The organism is Gilvimarinus japonicus, assembly GCF_042847215.1.
GTDB classification, from domain to species: domain Bacteria; phylum Pseudomonadota; class Gammaproteobacteria; order Pseudomonadales; family Cellvibrionaceae; genus Gilvimarinus; species Gilvimarinus japonicus.
In genome coordinates, this window is sequence record NZ_AP031500.1 from 2908171 (window position 1) to 2922207 (window position 14037).

Below are 14037 nucleotides of genomic sequence, written 5' to 3' on the forward strand. Positions count from 1 at the left end.
GGCTAAATCATCCAACCCAATGAATTATATACTCTTCCAAATCGTCTGGTGCTACTTGCTGCTCTGGCACCACCTTGCCCGACACCGACATACCGGCGCGATGTATTGCATCCGGGTCACCGCTAACCAAAGGGTGCCAAGGCGGGAGCGATTCGCCCTCGGCCAGCAGCCGATAAGCACAGCTACTGGGCAACCACTCGTACTCGTCCAAATCGGCCAGCGTCAGAGTTAAACAATCGGGCACCCGCGCCTTACGATTGGGATAATCACGGCAGCGACAGCTATCGGTATCCAGCAGCTGACACGCCACTGCCGTGTAATACACTTCGCCGTCATCTTCATCCTCAAGCTTATGCAGACAACATTTACCGCAACCGTCGCAGATCGATTCCCACTCGGATGGCGTCATCTCGGCTAAGGTTTTTTCTTGCCAGAAAACTCGCGCCGCCATTAGGACAACTTGCTATTGTGCTGCTGAATAGTGCTTACCTGAGCATCCAAGTCGGGGCGCGGCGGCAACTGTAGGTAATACCCTGGGTCATCCAAACTGGCCATCACTTTATTCACATCGACACGGGCAAGCTTGCGAGTGCCGTCAAGCACCAACACCATGGCGGGCTCAGCAACGCCAAACCGCTTGCGCAAAGGCTCGGGGACTTTGTCTAAACCTTCGTCTTTGCGGCAGTATAAATACATACCCTCTTCGCGCTTACTGCGATACACCTGACAGATAATCTTCATGCATTTTCTCCGGCGCGCACTTGTTGTACGGTTTGCAGTAAACCGGCGCCAATTACATCAAAGCGCCAACCGTTTAAACGCCCCGACAATTGTGGCTCGCCCTCAATGGCGCTGCGCACAATGGCTTCGTATTCTTTTTTACGGATTAACACCTCGGACGGCAACTCGTGCGCCTCGGCCTGGCTCGCCACATAAGCCTTTAGCGCTTTCATCCACGAGCCGTATTCACGGCCGAGCGGCGGGTCGAATTTTTCCGGCCACTGATCGGGCGTTTGCGTTAAAGCCTTGGCAATAATATCCAGTAGCGTCTCACCGTCCTCAGCAATCGTGCGCCGGGGCATACCCTCAATGCGTTTAATCTGGTTAATGTTATCGGGCATTTGCCGCGCCAGCTCATACAGCTGCGGCTCTTTCATTAAACGATTGCGGGGAATATTGCGTGCCCGGGCCTCTGTTTCGCGCCAATAACTTAACGCCCGCAACACCGCCAAGCCTCTGGGCTGTAACTTCCAGCCCAAGCCCACACGGGTGTAATACCCGTCTAAATCGACCGGCTGCCGCGCGGCCTCCACCAGATCGGCGCAATCGGCTTTAACCCACGCTAAACGATCATCGGTTTTTAAGCGCTGCAGTAACTTGCCGTACACAATAAGTAAGTGCGCAACATCCAGTGCGGCGTATTTTAACTGCGCCACACTTAAAGGGCGCTGTAACCAATCCGAGCGCGTCTCACCTTTGGGGATATCCACCCCCAGCAAATCGCGGGCGAGTGCGGCGTAACCTAATGAGAATCCGCAGCCAGCAAAGGCGGCGCCAATTTGCGTATCAAAAATGGGGCCGGGCACCGCGCCCAGCAAGGTATTAAAAACCTCTAAATCCTCCGAGCACGCGTGCAACACTTTAGTGACCTGCTCGTCCAGCATCAGCTCAGTCAGTGGCGTTAACTCATCAAACGCTAACGGGTCGATCAGATAACAACCGTGGCCATCGCCGATTTGAATAAGCCCCGCTATGGGGTAAAACGTATCGCTGCGCATAAACTCGGTATCCACCGCGATCGCCGCCTGAGTGCGCCAGCGCTGGCAGAGCTCGGTTAATGCCTCGAGTGTGTCGACCCAAATAGGGTCTGTAGGAATTGCCATAACAACCTAACTAAAATGTACGCACCGCTATCGCAAGCGCGCTAAATTTAAAGTGAGCGACGGCTGCTAAATGCATGCGCCAATGTACCGCCATCAATGTATTCTAGCTCGCCTCCCAGCGGCACGCCGTGAGCGATGCGAGTGACATTGATACCTGCTTTTTTTGCGCGTTCGCTAATATAAAAAGCGGTGGCCTCACCCTCAACAGTGGGATTAGTAGCCAAAATAATTTCGCTCACAGGCTCTGTCTGCAACAAGGCTAACAACTGGTCGATACCGATGTCTTCTGGACCGACGCCGTCGATGGGCGACAAGTGCCCCAGCAGGACAAAATATTTTCCTTGATAACTGCCCGCCTGCTCAATGGCGAGCACATCGGCGGGCGTTTCGACCACGCAAAGTAAGGTGTTATCCCGCCGCTCGCTGGCGCACACGCCGCACAGAGGTTGCTCCGTCAAGGTGCGGCAACGGCCACAGCGGGCGACGCCCGCAACCGCGCGCTGCAAGCTATCGGCTAAGCGCGAGGCGCCTTCACGGTTGTGCTCCAACAGTTGTAACGCCATGCGCTGCGCGCTTTTGGGGCCAACGCCGGGCAGCACTTTTAACGCGTGCATTAATTCATCAATGAGCGGACTAAACATGCAAGGGGAGCCCCAACCTAAAACGGCATTTTAAAACCGGGGGGCATGCCCATACCGGCGGTCATTTCTGACATTTTATCGCGACTGTTTGCTTCGACCCGACGCACGGCATCGTTAACGGCAGCGGCCAATAGGTCTTCTAGCATCTCCTTGTCTTCTTGCAACAAACTGGCGTCGATGTTGACGTTTTTAACATCGTGGCGCCCCGTCATGGTAACCGACACCAGACCGGCACCAGATTGACCAGTCACCTCAGAGTTGGCCAACTCTTCTTGCATTTTTTGCATGCGCTCTTGCATTTGCTGCGCTTGCTGCATCATGTCTCCCATGCCTTTCATGGTATTACCTCTTGGTTTTACTTAATTCGGGTCGACGGGCTCAACGGTGCCCTCGTCTAGGGTGGCGGCAAAGTGCTCCACCAACTGCTGCACAATGGGGTCTGACTTAACCGATTCAACCGCCTGCTCATAGCGCTCGCTCAGCTTACGCGCGGCAATTTGCGCCGGGGTTTCGGTTTGTATTTGTCCCGGCTGAATCACCACACTAACCGGCTCGCCGTAGTATTCATTAAGAATATCGGCCAAGCGCTGCTGATGGCTTTCATCGTAAAGGCTGCTGTTGTGTTCATCCAAAATAAAATGCAGCTGATTTTCTTGACGCCCCACCAACTCGCAATTTCCTGCCGTATTGCGCATAACCCCCCCGACATTAAGGCCCAGGTAGATCTCAGGCCAACGCATTGGCGTGGTATCACTCAGGCTGACCATAACAATCGGCTCGGGAGCGGAGGTAAGCTCGGGCGCCGAAGCCGCAGCGGGCTCTTGCGCAACGGGTGCGGCAGCCTCTGGCGGGGCGGGCTCGGGTGGCGGCGCGGGCTCGTCGGTCTGCCATGGAACCTCAACCGGCGATGCTGCCGCCGGTTCAGCAGCGGGCTCTGGTGGCGACTGATCATAGGTGGACGCTTGACCGGCCATCTGCTCGTACTCTGCAGCGGCTTGAGGGCCCTCATCGTCAGAAGAATAATCGGGGCTGTACTCATTAGCAGAATTAGCCGCATGAGCCGAAGCGTCTTGAGCGGCCGGCGCCGACTCATCAACCGGTGCGGGATTAGGCTCTGCAGCGGGCGGCTCTGGCACCGGGGCGGGCGTGCTCTCGGCCGCCGGTGGTGGCTCGGTGGCAGGCGCTTGCCCCTGGCTTGTTGCAGTAGGCTCGGGTGTTGCGGTACTAACTGGCTGGGTACCTGCGCCATGCGCTGCGTTAGGCGAGCCGGCAGCCAGAGGCCGGGTAGGTACATCAGCCACGCCCTGAGGACGAAAAGCCAGCATGCGCAACAGCACCATCTCGAGCCCGGCGCGCGGGTCCGGCGCCAAGGGTAAGTCGCGTCGCCCAATCAGGCCGGTTTGATAAAACAGCTGTACGTCTTCGGCGGGTAACTGCTGCGCTAACTGCAGGATTTGCTCGCGATCACCGTGGCTATTATCCACCGCCTCAGGCAGTGCCTGGGCGATAGCCACCCGGTGCAAAATAGACAAAATATCGGCCAGTGCGCTGGCAAAATCTGGCGCGTGCTCGGCCATTTGCGCCACGGCATCGAGCACTTGCTTGCCGTCGCCGGCGGTGAGTGCCACCACCATATCGTAAACGGCGCTGCGGTCGATGGTGCCGAGCATAGCGCGAACATCGGCCTCGACCACTTTACCCGAACCAAAAGCAATAGCCTGATCAGTCAAGCTCAAGGCATCGCGCATACTGCCGTCGGCGGCGCGGCCCAGCTGCCACAGGGCGCTCTCCTCAAACGGCACCATCTCGGTTTCGAGCACGTGCTGCAGGTGACCTGTGACCAGCTCGGGGGTCATGTTTTTAAGGTTAAACTGCAAACAGCGCGACAAGATCGTCACGGGCAAGCGCTGCGGATCGGTGGTCGCCAGCAAAAACTTAACGTGCGGTGGCGGCTCTTCCAGGGTTTTTAGCAACGCATTAAACGAATGCGTCGAGAGCATGTGCACCTCATCGATCAGGTACACTTTGTAGCGGCCACGGGTCGGCGCGTATTGCACGTTCTCGAGCAGCTCGCGGGTATCTTCGACTTTGGTACGGCTGGCGGCATCCACCTCAATCAAGTCAACAAAGCGGTTCTCGGCAATCTCGACGCACGCAGCGCACTGGCCGCAGGGCTCGGAGCTAACGCCCGTTTCGCAGTTTAAGCACTTGGCGAGGATCCGGGCGATGGTGGTTTTACCCACACCGCGAGTACCGGTAAACAAATAGGCGTGGTGCAGCCGATCGTGGTCGAGCGCATTAACCAGCGCTTTAAGCACATGCTCTTGCCCCACCAAATCGCGAAATGTACGGGGGCGCCACTTTCGGGCCAGGACCTGATAACTCATGCCTTCCTCGGTTCGTTAGTCGTAATCTTCGGGATTATAGCTGTCCCGGAATTAAATAAATACGGGCTAGAGCAATGCAAAGCACGACGAGGAAGAGGCAAGCAAGAAGATGGAGGCGACCCCGCCAGCCACACCCCGGCACATGGTATCACCGCTACCGTTGCTCCCTTCCGGGCCTGGCGGAGTTCACGGTTGACCATTGCGAGGGGACCGACAGGGCCACCATTGCAGCGACAGAGCGAGTCTGTCGAGGCCGCGCATTATCCTGAGTTTTAACCCCGAATGCAAGAGCGCTTTTTAATGCTCAGTAGACCTTTATGCCTGAGGCCCGAGCGGCAGCCCAACCAGCAACCACAGCGCGAACATAAGTGACCACACCAGTAAAAAACTCAGAGAGTAAGGCAACATCATCGCCGCCAAGGTGCCCATGCCGCAGCCTTTACGATAGCGCGCCGCAAACGCTACCACCACGGCAAAATACGGCATCAGCGGAGTAATAATATTGGTGCTGCTATCGCCGATGCGGTAGGCCATTTGTGCTTGCTCGGGCGTCACCCCCAACAAATACAGCATGGGCACAAACACCGGAGCGAGCAGCGCCCACTTGGCCGAAGCGCTGCCGACAAACAAGTTAATAAGTGCGCTAACGAGGATAAACGCCAGCAGCAATAACACCGCCTGCCCTTCAAGCGCGCTTAGCCAACTGGCGCCGGTGGCGGCGATTAGCGCCCCCAAGCCCGTCCAGTTAAACCACGCCACGCACTGGGCGGCAAAAAACATAATCACCAAATAACTGGCAAGCGTCATCATGGCCTCCTCCATACCCGCGACCATATCGCCCGTCTTTTGGTAGCGGCCACTCAAACGGCCAAACATCAACCCAGCCATCGCGGCGTAAATCGCGATCAGCGGCACCAGTATGGTTAGCTCAATCTCCCCAGCGTCATCTCGCAGTGGTGCGCCATTTGCCACGCTTGCCCACAACACCAGCGCCGCAAAAAACAGCGTCCATACACCCACGCCCCACAGAGCTTTGGCATCGTTAGGCGATTGTTGCGGGCGGTCTAACCCCGCATTCTCATGCTCATCGGAGTCCGCCAAGAATGGCGCGACCCAGCGCTCGGTGACCCAAGCGCCGACCAATGCCAAGACAAAGGTCGAAGCCACCGTAAAGTAATAGTTGGAAGCCACGCTTACGCGGTAATCGGGAGCCACACCTGCCACGGCCTCTTGGGTGATTCCGGCCAATATCACATCGGCGGGCCCCAGCAACAAATTGGCGCTGTAGCCGGCCGAGACGCCGGCAAACGCCGCCGCGATACCCGCCAACGGGGGCCGTCCGGCCATTTGAAACAAGACACCGGCCAGCGGAATCAGCAACACATACCCCACATCAAACGCTAGGTTCGACAAAATACCGGTCAGCACCACCATCACACTTAGCATCGCTCCGCGAGCGTGGCGCACCAAGCGCAAAAGCACACAGCGCAACAGCCCTGAATGCTCGGCAACACCGAGCCCTAGCATAGTGACCAACACCGCGCCCACGGGCGCAAAACCAACAAAGTTGTCTACCATTGAGCCAAGCAACCAACGCACGCCTTCGGCACTTAACAGGTTGCGCGCTGCCACCGACTCACCACCGGGCAAATTTGCCTGCCAACCTAAAAGGCTTGCCAACCATGATGTGGCGGCGATAAACGCCGCCAGCCAGACAAATAACAGCGCCGGGTTAGGCAGGCGATTGCCGATTCGCTCAACCCTAGTTAACCAGCGGTGCGCGTGAGGAGTTTCAGTAGTTAGTGTCATATCGATGTCAGTTTTACGGGGTTAGTGGCGATACGCAACCGTCGATTGCAGGCTCGCCCATTGAATTTTACAGCTTTGCCACCACAGTAACAGAAGCGATGCACAGAGCCTCTCGCCCCTTTCACCTACACGCGATTACCGCACGGAGTTTTATATGGCTACAGTTACTTTAAAAGGCAATTCCATTAACACCAACGGCGCCCTGCCGGCCAACGGCAGCGCAGCACCGGATTTTACATTGGTTAAATCTGACTTGTCTGAGCTGAGCCTGGCAGACTTAAAGGGCAAAAATGTTGTATTAAACATCTTTCCAAGCGTTGACACCCCAACCTGCGCCCAATCCGTACGCACCTTTAACGAGCAAGCCAGCAAACTGGAGAACACCACGGTTGTCTGTGTATCACAAGATCTGCCCTTCGCTCAGGCACGTTTTTGCGGCGCCGAAGGTCTGGATGACGTGGAAAACGGCTCGGCCTTCCGTTCAAGCTTTGCCGAAGATTACGGTGTAAAATTTGTCGACGGCCCGCTGACTGGCCTAACCGCCCGCGCGGTTGTGGTCATTAATGCCGACGGCAAAGTGGCCTATTCGGAGCTGGTCAGTGAAGTGGCCGACGAGCCAAATTACGACGCGGCGTTAAAAGCTCTGTAAGCGACACATATTACCGACGTAAGCTATCCCGGCGATCGCTGCCGGGATCTGCTATTATGCGAGGCATTCACGACCTCGGACCCATCTCTTATGCTGCTGTTTGTCGACAACCTTACCAATGTGGATTTTAGCTACCTCGACGCTTCTCGTGGGCTACTGGGAGAGACTTGGCTGGCCAATATTCGCCTGCACGGCGACCTGGACGATCAAAGCATGGTGTGCGACTTTGGCGTGGTGAAAAAAATCGTCCGCGATTGGCTCGATACCGAGTTAGACCACCGCTTGGCCGTCCCCACCCAAGCGCCCAATATTGAGATCACCAGTAACGGCGATCAACTGGACATCCGCTGGACCCTCGACAACGGCGAACATATCCACACTACCAGCCCGCGTCAGGCGATTGCGTTAGTCGAGGCCGCAACCCTCACCCCCGAAACCATTGCCCGCTGGTGCGAACAACAGCTAAAAAGTGCGTTTCGCGATGAAATCGAAAAACTCGAACTCAGCTTTAGCACCGAGCAAATAGAGGGTGCTTTTTATCATTACTCCCACGGGCTAAAAAAGCACGGCGGCAACTGCCAACGCATCGCCCACGGCCACCGCTCGCGTATTGATATCTGGGCCGACGGGGTTAAATCGACGAGCTTGGAGTCTCTGTGGGCCGAGCGCTGGCGCGATATTTATATCGGCAGCCGCGAGGACATCAGCGCCGAACCCACCATTAACGGCGCTGATTATTTCGACTTTGCTTACACCTCCGAGCAAGGTGCCTTTACCTTACAGCTGCCTAAGCGCTGCTGCTACATTATCGATACCGACACCACCGTCGAGTGTTTAGCCGAACACATTGCCGCCACGACCGCCGCCGACAACCCCAGCGTCGAGCTGCGTATTCGGGCGTTTGAAGGCATCAATAAAGGCGCCGAAGCCTACCGCGGCCAATGAACCAAGCCCCACCGAACCAACCACAAATTTCCCTGTTGCTGCGCCTGCTCAGGCTGCATCAGTGGCCGGACATCTTAATTATCATGTGGCCCACTAAAATGCGCTGGCGGCGTGCGCGATGGTCTTTGTGTGCGTAGTGGCCTATTTATGGAGCCGGCCCGATGCTTAACCCATCGGTCGAGCTGCTGGACATCTGCCTGCGCGTAGCGGCCATGGGGCAAATCGCCCTGCTGTGCCTGCTCTTTTTGCGTCGTCCCTGGCGACTCGCCCACCTGACCCTTGGCTGGCTGGCCGTGTGCACCGCCGGCTATCTGTCACTCACAGCCCCTATTGCCGATGCCCATTATGGCCCTCTGCGGGGCCTGTTATTAGTTCTCACCGACAGTATTGCCTACGCCCTCTGGCTGGCCGTCATGCTGCACTTTCGCGACGACTTCTCCCCGCGGCGTTGGCCGCTAGCATTAAAGGGCGTGCTAGCGCTCTACGGCCTCGGGTTTATCTACTTTTTTGGCGTTTTACAGGGCATAGGCTGGCTGCACGATGCCAATCACCTACTGTCTATCGCACTGGTTGCACACATTATTATCCACCTGCTTAATGGCATGAATGACGATCTGATCGACGCCAGACGCAGCCTGAGAGTCCAGGCCACGCTGATTGCCAGCGTCTTTTTTCTATACCTCGCCAGTGTAGAGCTGGGGCCGGAGTTCATCCGCCATCACTGGCTGTTCAGCCTTTCAAATGCCGCCTTAGTGCTATTCGGGGTGAGTACTTTATCGGTTGCTCTACTCCTGCGTCCGGCCCAATCAAACGCTGACGAGCTGTCAAACGCAGCTCATCCATCGGGCCGAGAAGCAGCCAGGCAACCCAATCCGCTGCAGGTTAAACTGGACGCGTTTCTTGCGCAGCGCGGCTATACCCAAACCAACCTCACCATTGCCTCGCTGGCACATCAGCTCGGTTGTCAGGAGTATCAGCTGCGCCAACTGATCAATCGCGAGCTCGGCTACCGCAATTTTTCCGACTTTCTCAATCGCCATCGCTTACCTGCAGCCGCCGAACAGTTAAGCAGCCACCGTTCACCCATAACCACAATCGCGCTGGATTTGGGCTACGGCTCAATCGGCCCCTTCAACCGCGCCTTTAAAACACATTTTGGCTGCACACCCAGCGACTACCGCCGCCAATTTCAAAATCGGCCATAGATTTTTTTAAAATCGGCGAGCCAGGCGCCGTGCGCGCCAACCACAATCGTCCTCCCACACAGGAGGACTCTATGCCACACAAACGCCTTATTACCATTACCCTTGCCGTACTTTTACCACTGGGCGCCTGCCTGTGGTTTGCCTGGCCCGTCTATCAGTTTTTCGCCTACAAGGGCGATGCCCCTATGCCAGCCTGGGGTTATGTCACCATACCCGCCGAAGGACCCAGCTCAAGCACACTGGATGACGACACTTATCGCCAAGCCGCCGCCCGGTCACTGAAGGAAATAAGCCGTCATCGTCAGGCGATACAAGCGCCTGCGCTATCCGCCGCCGTGGCCATTCAGGGCAAACGGGTTTGGGCTGGCGCTGTCGGCTGGGCGGACATCAAAAACAAAGTGGCCGTGACACCGCAAACACGCTTTCGCATTGGCAGCGTATCCAAGCCATTGACCATAACGGCGCTGGCCCAGCTTGTGGCCGATGGCACCGTTGAGCTGGACGCGCCGATTACCCGCTACCTGCCCGAGCTACCCAACCGTCAGTGGCACAACATCACGGCGCGGCAACTGGCCTCCCATACCGCCGGGCTGGTGGAGTATAAGCACACCGCTGAGTGGGCCGGCCTCTACCGCATCATGGCGCTGCAAACCCACTACGAGGACGTTGAAAACTCACTGGCCATCTTTGATGACACGCCGCTGGCGTTTGAACCGGGCAGTGATTTTCAGTACACAAGCTACGGCACAGTGCTGCTCAGCGCGGTGATGCAAAGCGCCGCCGGCAAACCTTATCAGCAGTTGATGCAAGAGCGGGTAATGACACCTTTGCAGATGAACGCCACCGGCGCCGACCCGGGCGAGCACCGCGAGCCCATGGCCCGCTTTTACTGGAAGCGGGGTGATCGGGCCAAGCTCTGGCGTCAGGTGGACCTGAGCCACCGCCTCGCCGGCGGCGGCTTTGTCTCAACGCCCTCGGATTTGGTAAAGCTCGGTTCGGCTTGGCTGGATACGGGGTTTATTCCCACTGATGTTCGCGAGCGCTTCTGGCAGCCCCAGCGCCTCGGCAGCGGCGAACTCAACCCGCAAAACTACGCCCTCGGCTGGCGCCTGCATAAAGGCGACGATTACATGGCCACCAACCTCAATCACGGCGGTGTCTCGCGCGGCGCCCAGTGCTGGCTAATGGTCATCCCAGAGTATCAGATGTCGATCGCGATCAGCATGAACAGCAAAGTCGATGAGTTCTGGGAGTTTGGCGAATTGGCGATTTTTATCGCCCGCCACTTTATAGATGCGGCAAAAGAGACGGACCCTGTGAACGAGTAGCGATCAGGCTACTCGTAAAAATCCGACTCGCCCGGCGGACGGGTTTTAAAGCGCGGCTGAGCCCAAAAGTACTGCTCGGGGCATTTGGCGATTTGCTCGGCCATAAAATCCGACACTCGCTGAGTATCGGCGATATCGTCCCCGCTGGGGAAGTTTTCAAACGCCGGGTGGATGGTTAACTTGTAACCCGAGCCATCGTCCATGCGCACCTGTGTAAACGGAATTACTTTTGCTCTGCCGAGCTTAACGATTTTGCTGGTGGCGGTGATGGTCGCGGCTGGCACGCCAAAAAAATCCACAAACACGCTGTTTTTAGCCCCCAAATCGCGATCGGGTGCGTACCACACCGCCCGCCCTTGGCGTAACTTGGCAATCATACCGCGAATGTTATCGCGCGGAATTGCCTCGCCGGTTTTACAATAGGACTCTCGGCCTTTGCGCTGGATATAATCGTACACTTTGTTGCCGTGCGGGCGATAAAGGCCGTCAAACTCAACATTACACCCGAGAAACGCACTGCCAATATCCAACGTGCTAAAATGTGTGGTTAACAACAGTATACCGCTGCCTTGGCGTTGCGCCTCGTGGATATGCTCGACACCCTCAATAGTGTGCAATTTACGTAAACGCCGGGCACTCCAAAACCACCCTATGCCGGTTTCGAAGGCAGCGGTTATCATAGATTCGGTATTTTTCTTTAGCAGCTCTTCACGCTCAGCGTCTGATTTTTCGGGAAAACAGCGCTCGAGGTTCACTCGCGCATAGTTAATACGCTTTTTATTTAAATACAACAAAGGGGCCAGCTGACGCGCCACCCACAACTGCCATTTATAGGGTAACTGAGCCAGCACTATCCATAAGCCTGCCCCCAACCAAGACAGCCAATGACGCGGCTTAAGTAATGCAGCGCTAAAACGGGTACGACTCATAAACCATTACTTCTCATGTGATAACTCGCGCTGCGTTAACGCCTCTAAGCGCTCATCTTTCTCTTGCCACACTTGATTGATCCAATATTGAAAGTGCGTGCGAAACTCGGCATCTTCAGTGTAATTACCCAGTAAATCTTTACCCACCGCCAGTTCGCGAGCGTGGACATTTATGCGCCCTACCCGGCCACAAATATACTCGACAAAACTGGGCCTACCGCCGGGGTAGTGGATGGTGACATCGAGTAACGTTTTAATACGGCCATTCATGGCGGTTAAAGTAAAGGCTAAGCCACCAGCTTTAGGAATAAGCAAGTGCCAGTAAGGCGACCCTTGGGCGCGGTGTTTCGCTGGGGTAAAGCGTGTTCCTTCTAAGTAGCTAATAATTGTCACAGGTTTATTGCTATAGCGCTCACACTGCTTTTGCGTGGTGGCTAAATCTTTGCCCGCTAAGCTTGGATCGCGAGCAATTTGCGCTTTGGTGTGACGACGCATAAACGGAAAGTCCAGCGCCCAGAAAGCCAACCCTAGCACTGGAATCCACATCAGTGACGTCTTTAAAAAGAATTTAAAGTAAGGCACCTCGCGGTTAAACAGCCGCAGTAACACCAAAATATCAACCCAGCTTTGGTGGTTAACCACCAACATAAACCACTGCCGCCGGGTCAAGTGCTCTGGGCCTTGATAGACAATACGGGTAGGCAACAGCCAACGCTGATGAAGATTGTTAGCCGTAATCCAAGCGCTGGCTATTTTATCCAGCCAGCGCGTCAGCAGCGGTCGATAACGACTACGGTAGGCCGCCAACTTAAGCAACGATAAACTAATCAGCGGGGCACTAATGGCCAAAGTCACCAAGACAAACAGTAACAGTGAAAAAATGCCCCGCGCCGCAGAGATAAACGACATCAAACGATCACTTAGAAATTATGTGATACCAAAGGCGAAGTCTCGGCATCGTAATCTACGCCGTCAAAACCAAAACCGAATAACTTCAAAAAGTTTTCGTGATAGGTTTTGTAATCGGTAAGCTCCATTAGGTTCTCTTCGGTCACCTGGGGCCAAATGGCCTCTACCTCGGCCTGAGTGGCGGGCTCCAATTCTTTGTTATCGACCCGAAACCGGCCGCCATCATCTAAACGAGGACTATCGGCGTATAAACATTCGGTAAACAAGCGCTGCAACTGTTCGATACAGCCCTCATGGGTGCCCTGCTCTTTCATCACCTTAAACAAGATAGACATATACAAAGGCATAACGGGAATTGCCGCCGCCGCCTGAGTCACCAGCGCTTTTAGCACCGCCACATTCGCGCTTACACTTTTGTCCGTCAAACGCTCGGCAATCGCTGACGCCGCGCGATCCAGATCCTCTTTAGCTTTACCAATGGTGGCACGGCCGTAGATGGGCCACGTCAGTTTGTCGCCCAAATAAGTATAAGCAACCGTTTTGGCGCCATCGGCCAAAACACCGGCCTCGGCTAAGGCGTCCATCCACATTTCCCAGTCTTCGCCGCCCATCACTTTAACCGTGTTGGCAATTTCTTCATCGCTTGCGGGCTCAACGGTTACATCGCCGATCTTCATGGTATCGGTATTAAGGTTTTTAGCGGTATAGCCTTCGCCGATGGGCTTTAACACTGAATTGTAGGTCTCACCGGTGTTGGGGTCGGTACGGCGCGGCGATGCCAGCGAGTAAACCACCAAATCCACCTTTCCTAAATCTTCTTTAATGGCGGCAATGGCCTCGGCTTTGATCTCATTGCTAAAGGCATCGCCATTGATGGTGCGGGCGTACAGGCCGTCCTTTTCGGCGGCAGCATGAAACGCGGCGGTATTGTAATAACCCGCAGACGCCGTTTTGCGCTCGGTGGGCGGTTTTTCGAAGCACAAACCTAAGGTTTTGGCGCCACTGCCGTAAGCGGCCGTAATGCGCGACGCCAAACCGTAGCCGGTCGAACAGCCGATCACCAGTACATTTTTGGGGCCACCTACCACCTCACCTTGAGCTCGAGTGTAGTCAATTTGCTCTTGCACGTGGGCAGCGCAGCCTTCTGGATGGGCATTAATACAAATAAAACCACGAACTTTTGGCTTGATAATCATAGACTTGCATCCTGTTGTATAAGTATCGAGCGGCCGCCTGCCGCTGCGCAACCCGCTGGTTGCGCCAACTGAAAAGGGGGTATTATAGTGCTCTTAGCGCCGATTAACAGAGCCCAGCGATTCCTGCCAGGTGATGTAGGCGCCTAAACCCGATAG

The 14037-nt window shown here is 55.7% G+C and carries 14 protein-coding genes and 1 other RNA gene; 4 read left to right on the plus strand and 11 right to left on the minus strand.

Features of this window, described 5'->3' with window-relative positions; translation table 11 throughout:
• Positions 1 to 7: 7 nt before the first annotated feature.
• From ACGHAD_RS12400 to ACGHAD_RS12435, 8 genes are all read right to left on the minus strand, one after another.
• A complete protein-coding gene (locus tag ACGHAD_RS12400; protein WP_339617265.1) occupies positions 8 to 451 on the minus strand; it encodes a YcgN family cysteine cluster protein in 444 nt (147 codons plus the stop codon).
• A complete protein-coding gene (locus ACGHAD_RS12405) occupies positions 451 to 741 on the minus strand; it encodes a YcgL domain-containing protein (protein WP_382418509.1) in 291 nt (96 codons plus the stop codon). The genes ACGHAD_RS12400 and ACGHAD_RS12405 overlap by 1 nt, the downstream gene beginning before the upstream one ends.
• A complete protein-coding gene (gene rnd, locus ACGHAD_RS12410) occupies positions 738 to 1883 on the minus strand; it encodes a ribonuclease D (protein WP_382418507.1) in 1146 nt (381 codons plus the stop codon). The genes ACGHAD_RS12405 and rnd overlap by 4 nt, the downstream gene beginning before the upstream one ends.
• Positions 1884 to 1930: 47 nt before the next feature.
• Entirely contained in the window at positions 1931 to 2524 is a 594-nt protein-coding gene (gene recR / locus ACGHAD_RS12415) for a recombination mediator RecR (RefSeq protein ID WP_339617268.1), read from the minus strand.
• A 17-nt stretch (positions 2525 to 2541) separates the two neighbouring features.
• A complete protein-coding gene (locus ACGHAD_RS12420; RefSeq protein ID WP_382418505.1) occupies positions 2542 to 2862 on the minus strand; it encodes a YbaB/EbfC family nucleoid-associated protein in 321 nt (106 codons plus the stop codon).
• 21 nt (positions 2863 to 2883) lie between these two features.
• On the minus strand, positions 2884 to 4911 hold the full coding sequence (dnaX, locus tag ACGHAD_RS12425; RefSeq protein ID WP_382418503.1) for a DNA polymerase III subunit gamma/tau: 2028 nt from the start codon (positions 4909 to 4911) through the stop codon (positions 2884 to 2886).
• Between the two features lie 119 nt (positions 4912 to 5030).
• Positions 5031 to 5127, minus strand: an RNA gene (gene ffs / locus ACGHAD_RS12430) — signal recognition particle sRNA small type.
• Positions 5128 to 5226: 99 nt separating this feature from the next.
• Complete coding sequence (locus tag ACGHAD_RS12435) at positions 5227 to 6720, minus strand: AbgT family transporter (RefSeq protein ID WP_382418501.1); 1494 nt, start codon at positions 6718 to 6720, stop codon at positions 5227 to 5229.
• Positions 6721 to 6874: 154 nt separating this feature from the next.
• Between ACGHAD_RS12435 and tpx the strand changes: the two genes are divergently transcribed.
• The 4 genes from tpx (at position 6875) to ACGHAD_RS12455 (ending at position 10847) form a co-directional block, all read left to right on the plus strand.
• Positions 6875 to 7369: a thiol peroxidase gene (tpx, locus tag ACGHAD_RS12440; protein WP_382418499.1), complete on the plus strand. Its 495-nt coding sequence runs from the start codon at positions 6875 to 6877 to the stop codon at positions 7367 to 7369.
• A gap of 90 nt (positions 7370 to 7459) precedes the next feature.
• Positions 7460 to 8314, plus strand: a complete 855-nt coding sequence (locus ACGHAD_RS12445; RefSeq protein WP_382418497.1) for a 6-carboxytetrahydropterin synthase — start codon at positions 7460 to 7462, stop codon at positions 8312 to 8314.
• Between the two features lie 161 nt (positions 8315 to 8475).
• Positions 8476 to 9519 carry a helix-turn-helix transcriptional regulator gene (locus ACGHAD_RS12450; protein WP_382418495.1) on the plus strand — a complete coding sequence of 348 codons (1044 nt, stop codon included), beginning with the start codon at positions 8476 to 8478 and terminating at the stop codon, positions 9517 to 9519.
• Between the two features lie 71 nt (positions 9520 to 9590).
• Entirely contained in the window at positions 9591 to 10847 is a 1257-nt protein-coding gene (locus tag ACGHAD_RS12455) for a serine hydrolase domain-containing protein (protein ID WP_382418493.1), read from the plus strand.
• A gap of 8 nt (positions 10848 to 10855) precedes the next feature.
• Here ACGHAD_RS12455 and lpxL read toward each other — a convergent pair whose 3' ends face one another.
• Genes lpxL through fabV form a run of 3 tightly spaced genes read right to left on the minus strand, consistent with a single transcriptional unit; the run spans position 10856 to position 13881 of the window.
• Positions 10856 to 11776, minus strand: coding sequence for an LpxL/LpxP family Kdo(2)-lipid IV(A) lauroyl/palmitoleoyl acyltransferase (gene lpxL, locus ACGHAD_RS12460; protein WP_382418491.1), 921 nt, complete (start codon positions 11774 to 11776; stop codon positions 10856 to 10858).
• A gap of 6 nt (positions 11777 to 11782) precedes the next feature.
• Positions 11783 to 12685 (minus strand): acyltransferase, encoded by a 903-nt coding sequence (locus tag ACGHAD_RS12465; RefSeq protein WP_382418489.1) that lies wholly within the window; start codon positions 12683 to 12685, stop codon positions 11783 to 11785.
• Between the two features lie 11 nt (positions 12686 to 12696).
• Positions 12697 to 13881: an enoyl-ACP reductase FabV gene (fabV, locus tag ACGHAD_RS12470; protein WP_382418487.1), complete on the minus strand. Its 1185-nt coding sequence runs from the start codon at positions 13879 to 13881 to the stop codon at positions 12697 to 12699.
• Between the last annotated feature and the right edge of the window lie 156 nt (positions 13882 to 14037).

Coding starts and splice junctions, on each gene's coding strand:
- ACGHAD_RS12435 (WP_382418501.1), bottom strand. CDS start 6,720: ATGACACTAACTACTGAAACTCCTCACGCGCACCGCTGGTTAACTAGG.
- ACGHAD_RS12465 (WP_382418489.1), bottom strand. CDS start 12,685: ATGTCGTTTATCTCTGCGGCGCGGGGCATTTTTTCACTGTTACTGTTT.
- recR (WP_339617268.1), bottom strand. CDS start 2,524: ATGTTTAGTCCGCTCATTGATGAATTAATGCACGCGTTAAAAGTGCTG.
- tpx (WP_382418499.1), top strand. CDS start 6,875: ATGGCTACAGTTACTTTAAAAGGCAATTCCATTAACACCAACGGCGCC.
- fabV (WP_382418487.1), bottom strand. CDS start 13,881: ATGATTATCAAGCCAAAAGTTCGTGGTTTTATTTGTATTAATGCCCAT.
- ACGHAD_RS12450 (WP_382418495.1), top strand. CDS start 8,476: ATGCTTAACCCATCGGTCGAGCTGCTGGACATCTGCCTGCGCGTAGCG.
- rnd (WP_382418507.1), bottom strand. CDS start 1,883: ATGGCAATTCCTACAGACCCTATTTGGGTCGACACACTCGAGGCATTA.
- dnaX (WP_382418503.1), bottom strand. CDS start 4,911: ATGAGTTATCAGGTCCTGGCCCGAAAGTGGCGCCCCCGTACATTTCGC.
- ACGHAD_RS12405 (WP_382418509.1), bottom strand. CDS start 741: ATGAAGATTATCTGTCAGGTGTATCGCAGTAAGCGCGAAGAGGGTATG.
- ACGHAD_RS12445 (WP_382418497.1), top strand. CDS start 7,460: ATGCTGCTGTTTGTCGACAACCTTACCAATGTGGATTTTAGCTACCTC.
- lpxL (WP_382418491.1), bottom strand. CDS start 11,776: ATGAGTCGTACCCGTTTTAGCGCTGCATTACTTAAGCCGCGTCATTGG.
- ACGHAD_RS12455 (WP_382418493.1), top strand. CDS start 9,591: ATGCCACACAAACGCCTTATTACCATTACCCTTGCCGTACTTTTACCA.
- ACGHAD_RS12400 (WP_339617265.1), bottom strand. CDS start 451: ATGGCGGCGCGAGTTTTCTGGCAAGAAAAAACCTTAGCCGAGATGACG.
- ACGHAD_RS12420 (WP_382418505.1), bottom strand. CDS start 2,862: ATGAAAGGCATGGGAGACATGATGCAGCAAGCGCAGCAAATGCAAGAG.